The 16,125-nt window shown below is 49.8% G+C and carries 19 protein-coding genes; 7 read left to right on the forward strand and 12 right to left on the reverse strand.

Going from position 1 to position 16,125, the window contains the following annotated elements; translation table 11 throughout:
* Positions 1 to 46: 46 nt before the first annotated feature.
* Positions 47 to 544: a DinB family protein gene (locus tag BUE76_RS18295; RefSeq protein ID WP_073043504.1), complete on the reverse strand. Its 498-nt coding sequence runs from the start codon at positions 542 to 544 to the stop codon at positions 47 to 49.
* 99 nt (positions 545 to 643) lie between these two features.
* On the opposite strand from BUE76_RS18295, the gene BUE76_RS18300 reads away from it, so the two are divergent.
* Together BUE76_RS18300 and BUE76_RS18305 are read left to right on the forward strand one after the other, a co-directional pair.
* A complete protein-coding gene (locus BUE76_RS18300; RefSeq protein ID WP_073043506.1) occupies positions 644 to 1,852 on the forward strand; it encodes a trans-sulfuration enzyme family protein in 1,209 nt (402 codons plus the stop codon).
* 150 nt (positions 1,853 to 2,002) lie between these two features.
* Positions 2,003 to 2,455 carry a GNAT family N-acetyltransferase gene (locus tag BUE76_RS18305; protein ID WP_073043508.1) on the forward strand — a complete coding sequence of 151 codons (453 nt, stop codon included), beginning with the start codon at positions 2,003 to 2,005 and terminating at the stop codon, positions 2,453 to 2,455.
* A gap of 238 nt (positions 2,456 to 2,693) precedes the next feature.
* On the opposite strand, the gene fabD is transcribed toward BUE76_RS18305, so the two are convergent.
* From fabD to BUE76_RS18325, 4 genes are all read right to left on the reverse strand, one after another.
* Positions 2,694 to 3,584 carry an ACP S-malonyltransferase gene (gene fabD / locus BUE76_RS18310; RefSeq protein ID WP_073043510.1) on the reverse strand — a complete coding sequence of 297 codons (891 nt, stop codon included), beginning with the start codon at positions 3,582 to 3,584 and terminating at the stop codon, positions 2,694 to 2,696.
* Positions 3,585 to 3,701: 117 nt separating this feature from the next.
* The gene (gene folE / locus BUE76_RS18315) at positions 3,702 to 4,298 is read right to left on the reverse strand and encodes a GTP cyclohydrolase I FolE (RefSeq protein ID WP_073043512.1); all 597 of its coding nucleotides are present in this window, start codon (positions 4,296 to 4,298) and stop codon (positions 3,702 to 3,704) included.
* 106 nt (positions 4,299 to 4,404) lie between these two features.
* Positions 4,405 to 4,818: a 6-pyruvoyl trahydropterin synthase family protein gene (locus BUE76_RS18320; protein WP_073043514.1), complete on the reverse strand. Its 414-nt coding sequence runs from the start codon at positions 4,816 to 4,818 to the stop codon at positions 4,405 to 4,407.
* A 59-nt stretch (positions 4,819 to 4,877) separates the two neighbouring features.
* On the reverse strand, positions 4,878 to 5,288 hold the full coding sequence (locus tag BUE76_RS18325) for a 6-pyruvoyl trahydropterin synthase family protein (protein WP_073043516.1): 411 nt from the start codon (positions 5,286 to 5,288) through the stop codon (positions 4,878 to 4,880).
* Positions 5,289 to 5,580: 292 nt separating this feature from the next.
* On the opposite strand from BUE76_RS18325, the gene mqnB reads away from it, so the two are divergent.
* Together mqnB and BUE76_RS18335 are read left to right on the forward strand one after the other, a co-directional pair.
* Positions 5,581 to 6,240: a futalosine hydrolase gene (gene mqnB, locus BUE76_RS18330; protein WP_073043637.1), complete on the forward strand. Its 660-nt coding sequence runs from the start codon at positions 5,581 to 5,583 to the stop codon at positions 6,238 to 6,240.
* A complete protein-coding gene (locus BUE76_RS18335; RefSeq protein WP_073043518.1) occupies positions 6,237 to 7,067 on the forward strand; it encodes a 1,4-dihydroxy-6-naphthoate synthase in 831 nt (276 codons plus the stop codon). Before mqnB ends, BUE76_RS18335 begins: the two co-directional genes overlap by 4 nt.
* On the opposite strand, the gene BUE76_RS18340 is transcribed toward BUE76_RS18335, so the two are convergent.
* The 5 genes from BUE76_RS18340 to BUE76_RS18360 form a co-directional block, all read right to left on the reverse strand.
* The gene (locus BUE76_RS18340; RefSeq protein WP_245798359.1) at positions 7,037 to 8,389 is read right to left on the reverse strand and encodes a cryptochrome/photolyase family protein; all 1,353 of its coding nucleotides are present in this window, start codon (positions 8,387 to 8,389) and stop codon (positions 7,037 to 7,039) included. The genes BUE76_RS18335 and BUE76_RS18340 overlap by 31 nt on opposite strands.
* A gap of 7 nt (positions 8,390 to 8,396) precedes the next feature.
* Entirely contained in the window at positions 8,397 to 9,212 is an 816-nt protein-coding gene (locus tag BUE76_RS18345; protein ID WP_073043522.1) for an aminotransferase class IV, read from the reverse strand.
* 131 nt (positions 9,213 to 9,343) lie between these two features.
* A complete protein-coding gene (locus BUE76_RS18350) occupies positions 9,344 to 10,012 on the reverse strand; it encodes a response regulator transcription factor (protein ID WP_073043523.1) in 669 nt (222 codons plus the stop codon).
* Between the two features lie 84 nt (positions 10,013 to 10,096).
* Positions 10,097 to 10,843, reverse strand: coding sequence for a class I SAM-dependent methyltransferase (locus BUE76_RS18355; RefSeq protein ID WP_073043526.1), 747 nt, complete (start codon positions 10,841 to 10,843; stop codon positions 10,097 to 10,099).
* A 14-nt stretch (positions 10,844 to 10,857) separates the two neighbouring features.
* Positions 10,858 to 11,514 carry a response regulator transcription factor gene (locus tag BUE76_RS18360; protein WP_073043528.1) on the reverse strand — a complete coding sequence of 219 codons (657 nt, stop codon included), beginning with the start codon at positions 11,512 to 11,514 and terminating at the stop codon, positions 10,858 to 10,860.
* A 729-nt stretch (positions 11,515 to 12,243) separates the two neighbouring features.
* Here BUE76_RS18360 and BUE76_RS18365 point away from each other — a divergent pair.
* Genes BUE76_RS18365 through BUE76_RS18375 form a run of 3 tightly spaced genes read left to right on the forward strand, consistent with a single transcriptional unit; the run spans position 12,244 to position 14,385 of the window.
* Positions 12,244 to 12,876 (forward strand): hypothetical protein, encoded by a 633-nt coding sequence (locus BUE76_RS18365; protein WP_143157309.1) that lies wholly within the window; start codon positions 12,244 to 12,246, stop codon positions 12,874 to 12,876.
* Positions 12,877 to 12,878: 2 nt separating this feature from the next.
* Positions 12,879 to 13,709 (forward strand): sensor histidine kinase, encoded by an 831-nt coding sequence (locus BUE76_RS18370; RefSeq protein WP_073043532.1) that lies wholly within the window; start codon positions 12,879 to 12,881, stop codon positions 13,707 to 13,709.
* 25 nt (positions 13,710 to 13,734) lie between these two features.
* Complete coding sequence (locus BUE76_RS18375; RefSeq protein ID WP_073043534.1) at positions 13,735 to 14,385, forward strand: response regulator transcription factor; 651 nt, start codon at positions 13,735 to 13,737, stop codon at positions 14,383 to 14,385.
* A 266-nt stretch (positions 14,386 to 14,651) separates the two neighbouring features.
* Here the strand turns inward: BUE76_RS18375 and BUE76_RS18380 are convergent, their stop codons facing one another.
* Positions 14,652 to 15,302: a CoA transferase subunit B gene (locus BUE76_RS18380; protein WP_073043537.1), complete on the reverse strand. Its 651-nt coding sequence runs from the start codon at positions 15,300 to 15,302 to the stop codon at positions 14,652 to 14,654.
* An 84-nt stretch (positions 15,303 to 15,386) separates the two neighbouring features.
* Complete coding sequence (locus BUE76_RS18385) at positions 15,387 to 16,088, reverse strand: CoA transferase subunit A (RefSeq protein WP_073043539.1); 702 nt, start codon at positions 16,086 to 16,088, stop codon at positions 15,387 to 15,389.
* Positions 16,089 to 16,125: the final 37 nt, after the last annotated feature.

Here is a 16,125-nt window from a genome sequence, read left to right on the forward strand (position 1 = left end):
TTATTCCTGCTAAGAACATCCGAAATCCAAAATCCCACTTCCGAAATCAATAGATCTTTTTCCGGCTCCAAACGATAAAGTCTGTTTGTGGTATTTTATTCAATCCAAGCTGGCGCATCTGGCTTACCAGTTGGCCCCGGTGATAAGTGCCATGGTTGAACAGGTGCAACAGCATCTGGTAAATAGGCTGCTTGAATTTTTCCTTTTTTGAGTTCTGGTACAGAAATACATGCTCCAACCCATGTTCGTGCTGGGCGGCTACCCACTCGTGCCACTGCTTGTTGAGGGCCAGTAACTGAGTAATGATATCTGCGGTTGTGCCATCAAAATTTTGGCTGGGAAAAGCTACCCGCTCCTGTAGCCGCATGCGCTGCCACCAGATACTTTCGGCATCCCACATATGCAGTAAGGTAAGGTGCAGGGATGGAAATGAACCACCCACCTCGGCCTGCTGCTGATCGGAAGGCAAAAGCAGGATGGCATGGAGCAGTTGTTGGTTGGCCCAAAGGTGGTAGGCCGACAGTTGGGTCAGCATTTCTTTCATGGGGCAAATGAAAAGAATTATTTGAAAGCGGGTCCTGATTTGTGCCTATTAGCCAATATTTTTGAAAGCTGCTTGCCGCTAACCCAATAAAAAGTTCACATGTCGCAACAAGATTTCCAGCTTTCCGGCTTTGGATCGGCTGCTGTACACGCCGGCCACGAAAAGGATCCCCGCAATGCACACGTAACCCCTATTTACGCTACCAGCACCTATCTTTTTGACACAGCCGAACAGGGCATGCGCCGGTTCAGTGGCGCCGAAGAAGGCTATATCTATTCGCGTTGGGGTAATCCTACTTTTACCGAAGCCGAACAAAAAATTGCAGCGCTGGAAACTTTTGGGCTGAAAATGGAAGCCAAGGGTATCCTGCATGCATCGGGCATGGCGGCCATTGCTACCCTGATGCTGGGCGTACTTAAACCCGGCGACAAGATCCTCACCCATTACTCGCTGTATGGCGGTACCGAGGAGCTGATTCATAAAGTGCTCACCGGCGTAGGCATCACCCCCATCATTGCCGACCTGCGCAACCCGCAGCTGGCTGAAGATGCCCTGAAAACCGACCCGGCCATCCGCATGGTGTACCTCGAAACACCTGCCAACCCCACCCTCCAGTGCGTTGACCTGGAGGTGCTGATAGGTCTTGCCAAACAATACGGTAAGTTGGTGGCCTGCGACAACACTTTTGCTACGCCTTACCTGCAACAACCTTTTAAGTTTGGCGCCGATTTCATCGTTCATTCAACTACCAAATTTTTGAACGGACATGGTACCGCCATTGGCGGCGCGCTCATTGGCCGCGATATTGAACTGATGAAAACGGCGGTAACCAAAACCCATCGTTTGCTGGGCGGCAATGCCAACCCTTTCGACGCCTTCCTGCTGATCAATGGCATGAAAACCCTGGAAGTACGTATGGACCGCCACTGCAGCAATGCACAACAGGTGGCCGAGTTCCTGGAAGGTCACCAGGCGGTGGGCCGCGTCAACTACACAGGCCTTCCCTCCCACCCCGATTTTGCGCTGGCGCAAAAACAGATGCGGGCAGCCGGCGGCATGCTGTCCTTTGAATTGAAAGACGGCTTTAATGCAGGCGTGGCATTTATGAACAAATTGCAGATGTGCCTGCGCACCGTGTCGCTGGGTACCTGCGATACCCTGCTGTGTCACCCGCCTTCCATGACCCACTACAGCGTTCCCCTCGAACAGCGCGAACAGTATGGCATCACCGACGGCCTGATCCGCATGAATGTGGGCATTGAAAACATACAGGATATCCTGGCCGATTTGGAGCAGGCACTGGCGTGAATGGTGAATGGGCAATGGTGAATAATTGAAACTCAGGCTTTCAACTTTTCACCATTGCCCGATCAAATTATGATACACGAATCACCATTGCCCATTGCCCATTGCCCATTCACCCACTCATCACTCATCACTCATCACTCATCCCTCATCATGAACATAAATCTCCGCCCGGCAGTAAAGGAAGACTGCATCCGCATCATGGAGTTGGTGCGCGAACTGGCCAAATATGAAAAGGCACCCAATGAAGTAACCGTTACCCTCGATCATTTTGTACAAAGCGGCTTTGGTTCCAACCCTGTGTGGTGGGCCTTTGTAGCCGAAGTGGATGGCGTTATCCAGGGCTTTGCCTTGTATTATATCCGCTACAGCACCTGGCGGGGCCAGCGTTTGTACCTCGAAGATTTCTATGTACGCGATGAAATGCGGGGTAAAGGGTTAGGCAAGCTGCTCTTTGAACAGATCATTTCCGAAGCCCGGGAAAGAGGCCTCAATGGCGTGCAGTGGCAGGTGCTGGAATGGAACGAACCGGCTATCAACTTCTACAAAAAATACAATGCGGTGTTTGATGGCGAGTGGTATAATTGCGCTATTTCGGTAGCGTGATGGACGATGGATGATGGACCATAGACCATAGTACATGGACGACGGACAACAGACGACAACGATGATCAATTGCGATGTTTATCATGTATTGAAATCCGGTTTTTCATCAGATGAATTGTACGCATAAAATACAATGGCCGTCCAGGTGGACGGCCATTGTATTTTGTATCAAAGTATAAGACAATAAATAATTGCAACACTGATTCTGAACACTGGCAACATGCAATCTGCAACCTGCCTAGCTCACTCCTTCCGTCACCATTTCCTTGTTGATCTTGGCAATCAGTCCCTGCAGCACTTTGCCGGGGCCGGCTTCGGTGAACTTGCTGGCGCCATCGGCAATCATGGCCTGAACGCACTGGGTCCATTTTACCGCACCGGTGAGTTGGGCAATCAGGTTTTGCTTGATCTCCTCGCGGTTGATTACGCCTTTGGCCACAACGTTCTGGTACACGGGGCAGGAAGGATTGTGGAAATTGGTGGCTTCAATGGCGGCCTGCAGTTCCTGGCGGGCGGGTTCCATCAGGGGGCTGTGGAATGCGCCACCTACGGGCAATACCAGGGCACGCTTGGCGCCTGCAGCCTTCAACTGTTCGCAGGCCACTTCAATGCCTTTATTGCTACCCGAAATTACCAGTTGGCCGGGGCAGTTGTAGTTGGCGGCAACTACTACTTCGCCTGTCTCCTGCTGCACCTGCGCACAGATCTCTTCCACTTTTTCATCGGCCAAACCCAGTACGGCTGCCATGGTGGAGGGATTGAGCTCACAGGCTTTTTGCATGGCCTGTGCCCGCAGCGACACCAGGCGGAGGCCGTCTTCAAAGCTCAGGGTGCCATTGGCAACAAGGGCCGAAAACTCACCCAGCGAATGCCCCGCAACCATATCAGGCCGGGCATTGTCGATGCTCTTAAAAGCGATGATGGAATGCAGGAAAATAGCAGGCTGGGTGATCCTGGTTTGCTTCAGCTCTTCGTCGCTGCCCGTAAACATGACATCGGAAATGCGGAAGCCAAGGATTTCGTTGGCCTGTTCAAATATTTTTTTGGAAAAAGAGCTGTTATCGTAAAACGACTTTCCCATACCCGCAAACTGCGCACCTTGCCCTGGGAAAACGAATGCATGCTTCATCGGTCAAATTTGCCGCGAAATTAAGGCAAAGAGGGTGATTGGTGAGTGGTGATTAGTGAATGGATATAAAGCCAGCACAAAGGGCTAATCACCAATCACTAATCACCAATCCCCTTCTCAACTAAGCTTGGAGGCAATCAGTTTCAAAAACTCCATACGGGTGGTGGTGTTTTCAAACTGGCCTGAAAATGCAGAAGTGGTTGTAACAGAATTTTGCTTTTGCACTCCACGCACCAGCATGCACATGTGCTTGGCTTCAATCACCACGGCAACACCAAGGGGATTAAGGCCTTCCATAATAGCTTCCAGAATTTGCGTGGTGAGGCGCTCCTGCACCTGCAGGCGGCGGGCAAATACATCTACCACGCGGGCCAGCTTGCTCAGCCCGGTGATGGTTCCGTTGGGGATGTAAGCAATATGTGCCTTACCATAAAATGGCAGCATGTGGTGCTCGCACATGGAGTACAACTCAATGTCCTTAACCAGGATCATCTCACTTACATTCTCCGTAAACTTGGCTGAGTTTAGGATGGCCACGGCATCCTGCTGATAGCCCTGGGTCATGAACTGCATGGCCTTGGCCATACGCTCAGGCGTTTTAAGCAGCCCTTCGCGGTTGGGATCTTCGCCCAGCAGCCCAAGCGCTTCGCGGTAGTTTTTTACCAGTCCTTCGGTAACCTCTTCATTGTAGGTTTCCTGCTTATTGTAAGCCATTATCTGTTGTTTAATCTTTTAATAAAATCCTGATAAGTGCAGAAAGGGTGTGCAAGGAGTAGGGCAAAACGCAGGTGCACACAACGTTGACTTATAGCCGCAAAACTTATGCAGGATATTCAACAAAGTTCCGGGGTGTTTCGTTCAGTCGAACAAAAAGTTCCAGATCAGCTTTGATATGGGGCCGCAGCAGGTCGTAAATCACCACCACGATATTTTCTGCAGTAGGATTCAGGTTCTTGAACTCCTCGGTATCAAGGTTCAGGTTTTTATGGTCAAAACGCTCCAGCACCTGGTCGCTGATGATGTCCGACAGTTCTTTCATGTCCATCACAAAACCGGTGCGCTCGTCAATTTCACCCACCACCTTTACTTCCAGTTCGTAGTTATGTCCATGGTAATGGGGCAGGCTGCATTTACCAAAAACCCTGAAGTTCTGCTCATCGCTCCAGTCGGGGCGGGCAAGACGGTGGGCAGCGTTAAAATGTTCCTTACGATATACGGCTACGCGTTTGCTCATAATATTTTTGGGTTATAGATCTTCCAGCTCTTTAAGAGAAGGAAGATCTTGAATCGCTATTATTCCCCGAAATACTCCACGTAGATGCGGGGCGTTTCATACAGTTTAATACAGTGCAGCTGCACGCTCTGCGGCAACTGCGGTGCCAGCTGCTGCCAGATGGCCATGGCCAGGTTTTCGGTTGAAGTGAGCTTGCCTTCCATAAATGGCACGTCCACATTCAGGTTGCGGTGATCGAGCTGGTCGGTCACATGCTCCTTGATCAGGGTGCTCAGCTTCTTTACATCCATTACAAAACCGGTACCGCTATCGGGTTTCCCCTTTACGGTTACATAGAGCTCGTAATTATGGCCATGGCAGTGTTCGTTGGCACATTTGCCAAAAACCAGTTCGTTCTCTTCACGGCTCCAGGCCGGGTTGTACAATTTATGCGCGGCATTAAAATGCTCCACACGGGTCAGGTACACCATTGTTGCGTAGAAAAAATTTAAGGCGCAAAGGTAACCGCAGATTGCTATGATTTAGGAATGATTAGTATGAAGCGGCCCTCAACACCTGTATCTCCTGCACCAAAAGACTTAATTATAGTGCTGCAAATGCACCAGCCAAACTTGAAACCATGCACCATTGGTACATTTAAAACAACTTTCAGGTAAGAGATGCAATAAAAAAACCGCACATCTATAACAAGAAGAGCAATCGTTGGCCTACATCATACAAATCATTTCCAATCATACAAATCAGCGGTTTTATTTTTGCACCATGCACCTCCTCATCTGTGCCGCCACCGAAATGGAAATCGCCGCCCTGCAAACTGCAGTGGCAAAGCGAACGCTGCCCCCGGCGCATAGCATCCGGTTTCTGGTGACCGGCGTGGGCATAGGCCCCAGCATGTACCAACTCACTAAGCACCTCTGTTTACAAAAACCCGATCTGGTTGTCCAGGCTGGTATTGCCGGCACCCTCGACCCCAAGCTTTTGCCCGGCGATACCGTAGTGGTGGACGCCGATACCTTTGGCGATGCGGGAGTGGTTGAAAACAAGCAGTTCCGCAATTTGTTCGATCTGGGCCTCCAGGACGCGAACCTGTTCCCATACAAGGATGGCTTTTTGCTCAACCCTTTCACCCATTGGCTGTCCTTACCCGGCCTGCAGGTGGTACGGGGCATTACGGTAAATGAAGTTTCTACCAATACCGACCGCATTCAACAATACCGTTTGCAATGGGGTGCGCAGGTAGAGTCGATGGAAGGCGCATCGCTGCACTATGCCTGCCTGCAGGAAGGCATTCCCTTCCTGCAACTGCGCAGCATTTCCAATGCTATTGGCGAAAGAGATAAAAAGAAATGGAAAATGAAAGAGGCGGTGCAAAACCTGCACACCGAACTCAACCTGCTGATCGATAAAATTCTGGAACTATGAAACTAACCCTTGGCTTTTCACCCTGCCCTAATGACACCTTTATATTCGATGCGCTGGTAAATGGCAAAATTGATACAGAAGGCCTGGCTTTTGAACCGGTGCTGGAAGACGTAGAAACCCTCAACAAATGGGCTCTTGAAGGCAAGCTGGATGTCACTAAATTGAGTTTCCCCGCCCTTTTCCGCAGCGCGCAGCAGTATGCTATCCTTTCAGCAGGGTCGGCGCTGGGCAATGGTGTCGGCCCCCTGTTAATATCGAAAGAACCGGTAACACCCGAATCGGTACAGCAGCAAAGCATCGCCATCCCGGGGCGCAACACAACGGCCAACTTCCTACTGTCTTTTGCCTTTCCACAGGCTACCAACCGCGAGCCGGTATTATTTTCGGAAATTGAAAACAAGGTACTAAACGAGGAAAAAGACCTGGGCCTGATCATCCACGAAAACCGGTTTACCTACGCGCAGCGTGGCCTGCACAAGGTGCGCGACCTGGGCGAATACTGGGAGCAGCAAACGGGCCTGCCCGTCCCGCTTGGATGTATTGCCATTAAACGCAACCTGGAAAAAGATGTACAGAAAAAAGTAGATCGGCTGATCCGCAGCAGCCTGGAGTATGCCTTTGCCCATTACCCCCAACTGCCGCCTTACGTGGAAGCACATGCACAGGAAATGGACAAGGCCGTTATGCGCCAGCATATCGACCTGTATGTAAACCAGTATTCGCTTGACCTGGGCACTGCAGGCCGGGCAGCCATCGAAAAGCTATATGCCGTTTATTGCCAGCAGGAAGGCCTGGCTCAGTCGGCAAATAGCTTATTTGCCGACTGAGGAGTCATTTTCATTTGCAAAGCCTCTTTGTAAGCAGCCAGGCAACGTTTGCGGGCAAATTCGTGGTCTACGATGGGCAGCACATAATCGCGGGTTTTGTACTCAGGCACCCAACGTTTAATATATTGATCCTGCCCGTCAAATTTCTTGGCTTGTGAGGCAGGATTAAAGATGCGGAAATAAGGCGCTGCATCGCAGCCACAGCCCGCCACCCACTGCCAGTTGCAGTTGTTGGCCGACAGGTCGAAGTCGAGGAGTTTGCGGGCAAAATAGCCTTCACCCAGCCGCCAGTCGATGAGCAGGTGTTTGATCAAAAATGAAGCAACCACCATCCGCACCCGGTTGTGCATAAAGCCGGTGGCGTTCAGTTCGCGCATACCCGCATCCACAATGGGGTAGCCCGTACGGCCTTCACACCATGCCTCGAATTCCTTTTCGTCATTGCGCCACCGTATGGCTTCGTATTCGCGTTTATGGCATTCGTGTACCAGGCGGGGATAATGCCAGAGCAATTGCATAAAGAACTCGCGCCAGATCAGTTCGCCCAGGAAAGTTTCGTTGAGTTGCAGGGCCTGCGCCACCAGTCGACGGATGCTCACCGTACCAAAACGCAGGTGCACGCCCAGCTGGGTGGTACCGGGCAGAGCAGGAAAATCGCGTTGTTGATGGTATAATTTTACCACTGCTTCGTTCAGCACATTACCGGGGAAAGCGTCGGGATGACGGGTAAAACCCATAGCCTCCAGTGCCGGCACCGGCCTTTCAGGCTGGCGGTAAAAATTATCCATCAGCCCAAGGCTGTCGAAGCTCTGGTAGTGCGCAGGCTGCAACTGCAGCTTCCACTTTTTACTGTAAGGCGTATACACACCATAAGGCAGGCCATCATTTTTCACTACTTCGTCTTTTTCAAAGATCACCTGATCTTTGAAAGTAATTAGTGATGCACCCTGCTGCAGCAACAGTGCGTTAACAGCACCATCACGGGCTGCGGCATAAGGCTCATAATCGTGGTTGGCAAATACCGCCCGTACAGGGTATTCGGAAAGTAGTTGTGCAAACACTTCCAGGGGCTTGCCATAACGTATATCCAGGCTCGAGCCGCGTGTTGCCAGTTGCCCCTGTAATTGGGTAAGTGTATCGTGAATAAAGGTTAGGCGGCGGTCATCCCGGTCTTCGAGGTAGTCGAGAATTTCTTTATCAAAAATAAAGACCGGCACTACCGGCAGCCCTGCCGACAGTGCACGAAACAGGCCATAATTATCATCGAACCGCAGGTCGCGGCGAAACCAAAAAATATGTACAGGCGTTTGCATCGGAGGCATAACAATGCTAGGAATAAATTGTTGCCAGCAAATGGCTGTATAATTGGCGGCTAAGGTCATTGCCGTACTCCCGGCCTTCAAAGTATTGTACCCACCGGATGCCCTGGATGGCATTGGTCATAAAGATTTCGTCGGCCTGTAATAAATCTTTCAGGTCAATACCCGTTTCAACAACCGCCAGGTCCATTCGTCGGGCATTTTCCAACAGGTAGCGGCGCATTACACCGGCAATACAACCTTCCCGAAGGGCAGGGGTGTACAACCGGTTTCCTTTTACCATAAAAATATTGGTGCGGCTGCCATCACAAATACCGTTTTCGCCATTCAACACCAGCGCTTCGTCCACACCTTTTTGCGCAGCAAAGCGCGCCGCCATCAAGTAGGTAAGGTAATTGGCCGTCTTTAGGTTACTCAGGGCATCCTGTTGCTTGCGCACATCAGTGCAGAGGGCCAGGTTCCAGCCGGTTTCATTAAATCGGAAAGCATCAGGAGCAAGCGGGGTGGCTTCCAGTACGTAGCCAAGCGTATCATCGGCCTTGCGGTACACGGCAAGCCGGGCACGGGCCGCAGCGCTGCAACCATTATACGCACAGAGCTCTTTGAGTGCAGCTACCATGATGGAGAAAAATTCCGAAGGCGTATGTATTTGCAAAACCTGCAAGCCCTGCTCCAGGCGCTCCAGGTGCAAGGGCCACAACAAGGGTGCAGCATTCAACACCTTGATGGTTTCGAACAATCCCTCGCCATACCGGAAACTGCGATTGGCCGCATCAAAAAGCGGCTGGTCTGCATCCAGAAACTGCCCGTTGCTAAAAAGCTTCATGGGGCAAATGTGAACAAAAAAGCGGCAAACAATGCAAAATTCAGGTGTATACTGTCAACTGTCGAAGCGCTGAGGCTATAGTGCTGCTTCCCTCCTCCCCTGCCACTACCGAAATGCCAAATCCAAAATACTTAGGGCTGTTGCACAATGCCCGCCCTTACGGCATACATGACCAGTCCGGCCATTGATTTTACCCCCGCTTTAATTTTTATTTTATCACGGATGGCCTCTACGGTGCGGGGACTGAGATCCACCATATCCGCAATTTCGCGGGTGGTTTTCTCGGCGCACATCAGTTTCAGGATGGTGATCTCCTTATCGGTAAGGGCAACATCGGCAGGTGCTATCTCTGGAACCTGCTTGTTGCGCAGGCCGTTGAGCAGGGCTTTATTGGTAAGGTCGTTGAAATAAAATTCATCCTTATAACAGGTAGCAATAGCTTCGAAAATAATATGCGGGTCAGAGTCCTTGGTCAGGTAGCCGTTGGCACCCAGTTCCATCATACGGGTAACCATAGATGGATCGTTGATCATGGAAAGCATGATCACCTTTATGCCAGGATATTGTTTTTTGATCTCAGGAAGTGTGGCCAGTCCGTCCATTACCGGCATCTGAATGTCCAGCAGCACTACATCAGGCTCCATGCCGGGAAGTTGCTCCAGGAGGTGGCGGCCATTCTGGGCCTCGCCAATGACTTTTATTTCGGGGTGGGCCGAAAGTGCCGTACGCACGCCTGTGCGAAACAGGGCGTGGTCATCAGCAATTATAACCCGAATAGCATTTCCGCTGGTTAAGTTCATAGAATGTGAAGTGCGTTTATGAAATGCAAGTTCCAAATAATAGCATTTTAAAAATCCTGTTCTGTATAAAATAACAATTTGGCCCTATGCTTTTTGGGCGACTATATAAGCTTTATTGTCGCCTAACTGGAAGGGCTTGCAGCGGGGTGTGGCATATACCTGTACCACTTGCATGCCACATTGGGCCAGCATATCCGTCAGTTCGGAGAGGCTGAAAACAAAATCGGTGGCCTGCAGGCTTTCCACGCTACCGTCGGTACACACAATGGTATGCTCGGCGCAAACCCTCGAAGGCTGTGTGCGATAGCTGCTTTCAACCAGGTATTTGTAAGGTCCTACCTGGTGCCATTCGCGCTCCTTGAAATGACGGAATACAATTTCGGCAATCATCCAGGTGTTGATGACCAGCATTCCACCGGGCAGCAGGGCTGCATGAATTTGCCGGAACAGTTGTAATAAAGTTTGCCTGCTTAAAAATGAAAAGGAATTGCCCATGCAAATGGCTGCGTGGAAGCTGCCTTCAACAGGCATTGTCGCCACATCACCCACAAGTGCGGTAATGGGTAACCCTTCGGCACGCTCCTGCAACTCCTGTATATATGCTTCCGAACTGTCGATGGCTACTACCGAGCAGCCCCGCGCAGCCAGTGCAAGAGCATGACGGCCATAACCGCACATCAGGTCCAGCACATTGCCACCCTGTTTTAAAGCAGCGGTGGACACAATGAAATCCGCTTCCGCCTCTGTGAGCGCATCAGGGATCATACTACGCCAAACCTCCTGATAGATCCCCTCGAAAAATACTCTGTTCTGTTCTTCTACACCAGTCATGTCCTCGGTATGGGTTAGTCTAAAAGTTTATTGCGCAGGGCATATACTACCAATCCGGCAATGGTTTTTACACCTGCCTTCTCCTTCATCTTTTGCCGGATGGTTTCTACTGTTCGCGGACTCAGAAATACTTCTTTCGAAATTTCTTCCGTGGTCTTGTCTTCGGTAATGTGTTTTAATACCTGCAATTCCTTTTCGCTGAACTTAACCGGGTTGGGATAAAACTGCCTTGCATTCTTTTTATGTTGCAACTTCAACAGGACAGCTTTATTAACAAGGTCGTTGAAATAAAACTCCTCCTTTACGCAGGTAGTGATTGCCTGGTAGATTTCCGCGGGGTCGGTGGTTTTGGTCAGGTAAGCATTGGCGCCCATCTCCATCATTTTGGTGATCAGTTCTTCATCATCAAACATGGTGAGCACAATGATGCGCAGGTCTTCAAACTCCTTGCGGATAAGCCCGATGGCATTGATGCCATCTATTTCTGGCATGCGGATATCCAATAACAACACGTCGGGAAGATCGCGCCGCAACTGGTGCATCAATGCACTGCCGTCTTCGGCCTCCCAAACAATGGAAAGATGTTCGCGGTTTTCCAGTGCCATTTTTAAACCATCTCTGAAGATCTTATGATCATCGGCAATGGCTACTCTAATTTGCTCGCTGCTCATGAACAGGATGGATTTTTACAGGTAGTTTTAAACCTACATGGACGTAGCAAAACTAGTCGATTTTTATATGCACGCATTTTACAATGACTAAAATGAACAGCGCACACCGAGCAATTCACAACTGGTAAATGAAAACCAATTATCATATTAAGTACTTACCCCTAGCGCCCGAAAATAGTTGATAAAAATACTGCAGGTATGCTGGCGGATAAGGCAAAAAATGAAGGCTGTAAACAAATTTTTACACGCAAAAAAACAGGTGTTATGATGTTGTACCATCGTTAGTTTTGGGGTGCAAACTGTGGTTTAAAACACCTGCGGCAGCACAAATTAAAGACCGTAAAAATACGAAAACCCGAGGGCACAAATACGCCATTTAAGCAAAAAAGAAAACCACCCGAAAACGCATCAAACTCAGCACCAGCAAGGCTTTTCGCAAACACATCAAATATTTTTTTGAAAAAACCACTTGGCAGTTGCGATCTTTGGGGGGAAGTTTACATCAGTCTAAACCAATTTAAAACTTACGGCCATGAAGCAGAAAACATTCCGCGCATTTCCTCCGCCTGACATCGAAACGGATCCCTGGTGGTTGCTGGGTTAACACCTAAGCTTCACTACCATACAACCCTTAACTTATTCTACAAGAAGGTTTTCTATATTTGGCCAAAATTCCAAACTATAGAAAACCTTTTTGCATATACCGCCACTGCTTCCGAACTCGTACCCTTGCTGATTGCCCTTTTTTGTTACAGGGACATCCGGAATGAAAAGCCATTGCTGTTGATACCGGTTTATTCAGCCCTGTTCTTTTCCAGTAATGTGATTGACGCTTCAGGCTTGATCACTTCCCTGGAATACCGCAAGTTTTTCTACGGGCTCGTCACCTTTTTTGAATACGCTTTGTTTTCGCTCTTCTTCTACCAAACGCTTGGCAGCGCAAGGGCAAGGCGTATCATCCTGTTGTTCTCGGCATTATTCCTTGCGTTCCTGTCGGTGCACATCAGCATGGTTCGTATGGAGCGCATCGACTCTATTCCGATCGGGGTAGAAACCCTGCTCATTCTATTTTATGCCTGTTATTTCCTGTTTGAACAATTGAACGATCAAACCGTGCTCTTTGTGTACAGCAAATACCAGTTTTGGGTTACCATCGGCTGCATGCTCTACCTCTCAGGATCTTTCTTCGTTTACATTTTTGCCAACCAGATACCCCGCACCGAGTTGCTTAAATACTGGTTTGTGATCGACATATTCCTGGTTGTAAAGAACCTGTGTTTTACCCTGGCCCTGATGTTATTCATCAACCAGCGCCGCAAACCGCCGGTATCACCCTTCAGCACCTTTAAAGCTTCTTATTAGCAATGTTTTTATTGCAGACAACCGCCACCAATGGCATTTCGCTGGTCCTTTTTCTGGGCACCCTGGGTATGCTGGTACTAACCATTGGCCTGATCCTCTTTATCATCTTTCACCAGCGCCGCGTTATCCGGTACCAGTTGCAATTGCAACGCATGGAGCAGGAGCAGCAGAAAATCCTGCTCAAGGCATCCATTCACCTGCAGGAAGCCGAACGCCAGCGCATTGCCGCCGACCTGCACGATGATGCCGGCCCGCTGCTGGCTACCGCCCGTTTATACCTCACCGAAAACCTGGTGAACATGGATAAGGAAAGCCAGTTGCAATCCATTTTCCAGGCCCGGCAGATACTGGATGATACCATTCAGCTGGTGCGTAATATCAGCCATAGCCTCATGCCTCCTACCCTTAAGAATTTTGGCCTGGAGTCGGCAGTGAATGATATGTTCTACAAAATTTCCAACTCGGGTGCCATACAGGCGTTTAGCCGGTTTCACGAGTATGGACAGCGGTTGCCTATGGAAATCGAACTCAACCTGTTTCGCGTGGTACAGGAACTGTTGAACAATATTTTGAAACATAGCCAGTCATCTTTTATCCGCCTGAGTCAGAACCAGCGGGACGGCGTATTTGTGTTGTGCCTGCAGCACGATGGCCACGGGCTGGTACAGGCCGACTTTGAAGAGATGAACAAAAGTGCCAATGGCCTGGGCTTGAAGAATATCAGCAGCAGGCTGAAAGTGGCGCAAGGCAGCATTTTCTTTGAAAAAGACAATGCCAGCAAATACTACCAGATCACTATTGAAGTTCCCACCGAGCATTTTTCCCAACCATAAATAAAGTACGATACCTGAGTGAAGTATGGAGCTGATTAAAGTAGCTATTGCAGATGATCACAAAATTTTCCGGAAAGGCGTCGTGTTATCGCTGCGCCCTTATAACAATATCCGGTTTGTGCAGGAAGCGGAAAACGGCGATGACCTGTTACAGCATATTGCCACCACCAGCCCCGATGTGGTACTGATGGACTTGCGGATGCCCGTGAAGGATGGCATTGAAACCACCCGTGTGCTGAGCAGGCAGTTTCCGCACATACATGTCATTGTGCTCAGCATGTTTGAGGACGAGCGTTTTGTGTACCACCTGATGGAGAACGGTGCCCATGGCTACCTGTTGAAAAACGCCGAACCCGGTGAAATACGCAAGGCCATCATGGATGTGCAGGAAAAGGGTTATTACCTCAATAATTTCGTGAACCGCATCCTGCTGAAGCGGTCGCATGCAAGACAGCGTACCCTGCCATCGCTAACCCACGAAATAAGCCTGAACCCCAAGGAGCAGGAAGTGCTCCAGCTCATTTGCCTGGAGTTTACAGCCCAGGAAATAGCCCAGAAAATGGAGATCAGCCCCCGAACGGTTGAAGCCATCAAAGACCGCCTGATGGAGCGCTTTGGCACCAAGAACACCGCGGGACTGGTGTTTTTTGCAGTGAAGAATAATTTGGTGGATTGATACCCCCTGTCTCCCTGAAGGGGGAACTTAGGCCAGATATCGTTATAAACAACAAGGCTACTCTGTTATAGGGTGGCCTTGTTGTTTTCCTAGCTTTCAATTGTATAGGAACGATATTTCTATTTACATGCGTTTGTTCTGCAATGCAATCATCATTTTGGAACACGGATAGAACGGATATCCGTTTACATCCGTTCTATCCATTTAATCCGTGTTCCCATTCTGTTAACATAAATGAATGTTACCACAAATACGGATACTCCGGCCTAAGCTTCCTCTTTTGGAGACAAGGGGAGCAACCTCCCCTCCGTCTTTGCCCTTACTTCTTCTTCCGTTACACCGGGTGCCAGTTCTACCAGCTGAAAGCCGTTGGGGGTTACATCCAGCACAGCCAGATCGGTTACTATTCTTTTTACACAGCCTACACCGGTAAGCGGAAGGGTGCATGTGCGCAGCAGCTTGCTTTCTCCCTTAGGATTGGTATGCATCATGGCAACGATGATGTTGCGGGCAGAAGCCACAAGATCCATGGCGCCGCCCATGCCTTTTACCATTTTGCCGGGAATTTTCCAGTTGGCGATATCGCCGGTATCGCTTACCTCCATGGCACCCAGCACCGTCAGGTCTACCTTGCCGGCGCGGATCATGCCAAAGCTTTCAGCCGAATCGAAAAAGGCGCCTCCGGGCAAAATGGTCACCGTTTCTTTTCCCGCGTTAATGAGGTCCGGATCCAGCTCGGTTTCGGTGGGATAAGGCCCCATACCCAGCATCCCGTTTTCGCTCTGCAGCATAACAGTCATGCCTTCAGGTATATAGTTGGCCACCAGGGTAGGAATGCCAATGCCAAGATTGACATACATACCGTCTTTAAGTTCCTGTGCTATTCGTTGTGCTATTCCAAATTTATCAAAGGGCATATGGCAGATTGATGGAAAAGAGGTGATGAGGATCAGGTTAAATGGCAAACGGCCAAGATGCGAGGCAGTATGGAATTCAAGGTTTTAAACCTGGGCTTTTGCCAGGGTTCTCCTTTCAATTCTTTTTTCGTAGCCGGTGCCCTGGAAAATGCGGTGCACATAAATACCGGGTACATGAATTTCGTCGGGATCCAGCATACCGGGTTCCACCAGTTCTTCTACTTCAGCAATGGTGATATTACCTGCGCGGGCCATGGAAGTAGAAAAGTTGCGGGTGGCTTTGCGGAAAACAAGGTTGCCATAGCGGTCGCCCTTCCAGGCTTTTACCAGGGCGAAATCGGCATGCAGGGCCAGCTCCATCAGGTAGGTTTTGCCATCAAACGTTCGAGTCTCTTTGCCTTCGGCTATTTCGGTACCCACACCGGCAGGGGTAAAGAAAGCTGGAATACCCATCCCCGCCATCTGTATGCGGGTGGCAAGGGTTCCTTGTGGTATCAGGTCCACCTCCAGCTCACCACTGAGCAGCTGCCGCTCAAATTCGGCATTCTCCCCTACGTAAGAGCTGAGCATCTTTTTAATCTGCCGCCGTTGCAGCAGCAGCCCCAGCCCGAAATCGTCCACACCGGCATTATTGGAAATACAGGTAAGTCCTGATACCCCTTTTTCCACCAGGGCAGCAATACTGTTTTCAGGAATACCGCACAGGCCAAAGCCGCCGAGCATCAGGGTAGCACCATCGCTTACATCATGCAGCGCTTCCATTGCATGCGCAAATACTTTGTTCATGGATTAAATGTAAGTGTTATACCGATTAAGCAAGCGG

This window comes from Cnuella takakiae, assembly GCF_001953305.1.
Classification (GTDB): Bacteria; Bacteroidota; Bacteroidia; order Chitinophagales; family Chitinophagaceae; genus Flavisolibacter; species Flavisolibacter takakiae.

Excerpts from the sequence above, each read along its gene's own strand:
- BUE76_RS18295 (WP_073043504.1), bottom strand. The coding sequence starts at position 544 with ATGAAAGAAATGCTGACCCAACTGTCGGCCTACCACCTTTGGGCCAAC.
- BUE76_RS18300 (WP_073043506.1), top strand. The coding sequence starts at position 644 with ATGTCGCAACAAGATTTCCAGCTTTCCGGCTTTGGATCGGCTGCTGTA.
- BUE76_RS18305 (WP_073043508.1), top strand. The coding sequence starts at position 2,003 with ATGAACATAAATCTCCGCCCGGCAGTAAAGGAAGACTGCATCCGCATC.
- fabD (WP_073043510.1), bottom strand. The coding sequence starts at position 3,584 with ATGAAGCATGCATTCGTTTTCCCAGGGCAAGGTGCGCAGTTTGCGGGT.
- folE (WP_073043512.1), bottom strand. The coding sequence starts at position 4,298 with ATGGCTTACAATAAGCAGGAAACCTACAATGAAGAGGTTACCGAAGGA.
- BUE76_RS18320 (WP_073043514.1), bottom strand. The coding sequence starts at position 4,818 with ATGAGCAAACGCGTAGCCGTATATCGTAAGGAACATTTTAACGCTGCC.
- BUE76_RS18325 (WP_073043516.1), bottom strand. The coding sequence starts at position 5,288 with ATGGTGTACCTGACCCGTGTGGAGCATTTTAATGCCGCGCATAAATTG.
- mqnB (WP_073043637.1), top strand. The coding sequence starts at position 5,581 with ATGCACCTCCTCATCTGTGCCGCCACCGAAATGGAAATCGCCGCCCTG.
- BUE76_RS18335 (WP_073043518.1), top strand. The coding sequence starts at position 6,237 with ATGAAACTAACCCTTGGCTTTTCACCCTGCCCTAATGACACCTTTATA.
- BUE76_RS18340 (WP_245798359.1), bottom strand. The coding sequence starts at position 8,389 with ATGCCTCCGATGCAAACGCCTGTACATATTTTTTGGTTTCGCCGCGAC.
- BUE76_RS18345 (WP_073043522.1), bottom strand. The coding sequence starts at position 9,212 with ATGAAGCTTTTTAGCAACGGGCAGTTTCTGGATGCAGACCAGCCGCTT.
- BUE76_RS18350 (WP_073043523.1), bottom strand. The coding sequence starts at position 10,012 with ATGAACTTAACCAGCGGAAATGCTATTCGGGTTATAATTGCTGATGAC.
- BUE76_RS18355 (WP_073043526.1), bottom strand. The coding sequence starts at position 10,843 with ATGACTGGTGTAGAAGAACAGAACAGAGTATTTTTCGAGGGGATCTAT.
- BUE76_RS18360 (WP_073043528.1), bottom strand. The coding sequence starts at position 11,514 with ATGAGCAGCGAGCAAATTAGAGTAGCCATTGCCGATGATCATAAGATC.
- BUE76_RS18370 (WP_073043532.1), top strand. The coding sequence starts at position 12,879 with ATGTTTTTATTGCAGACAACCGCCACCAATGGCATTTCGCTGGTCCTT.
- BUE76_RS18375 (WP_073043534.1), top strand. The coding sequence starts at position 13,735 with ATGGAGCTGATTAAAGTAGCTATTGCAGATGATCACAAAATTTTCCGG.
- BUE76_RS18380 (WP_073043537.1), bottom strand. The coding sequence starts at position 15,302 with ATGCCCTTTGATAAATTTGGAATAGCACAACGAATAGCACAGGAACTT.
- BUE76_RS18385 (WP_073043539.1), bottom strand. The coding sequence starts at position 16,088 with ATGAACAAAGTATTTGCGCATGCAATGGAAGCGCTGCATGATGTAAGC.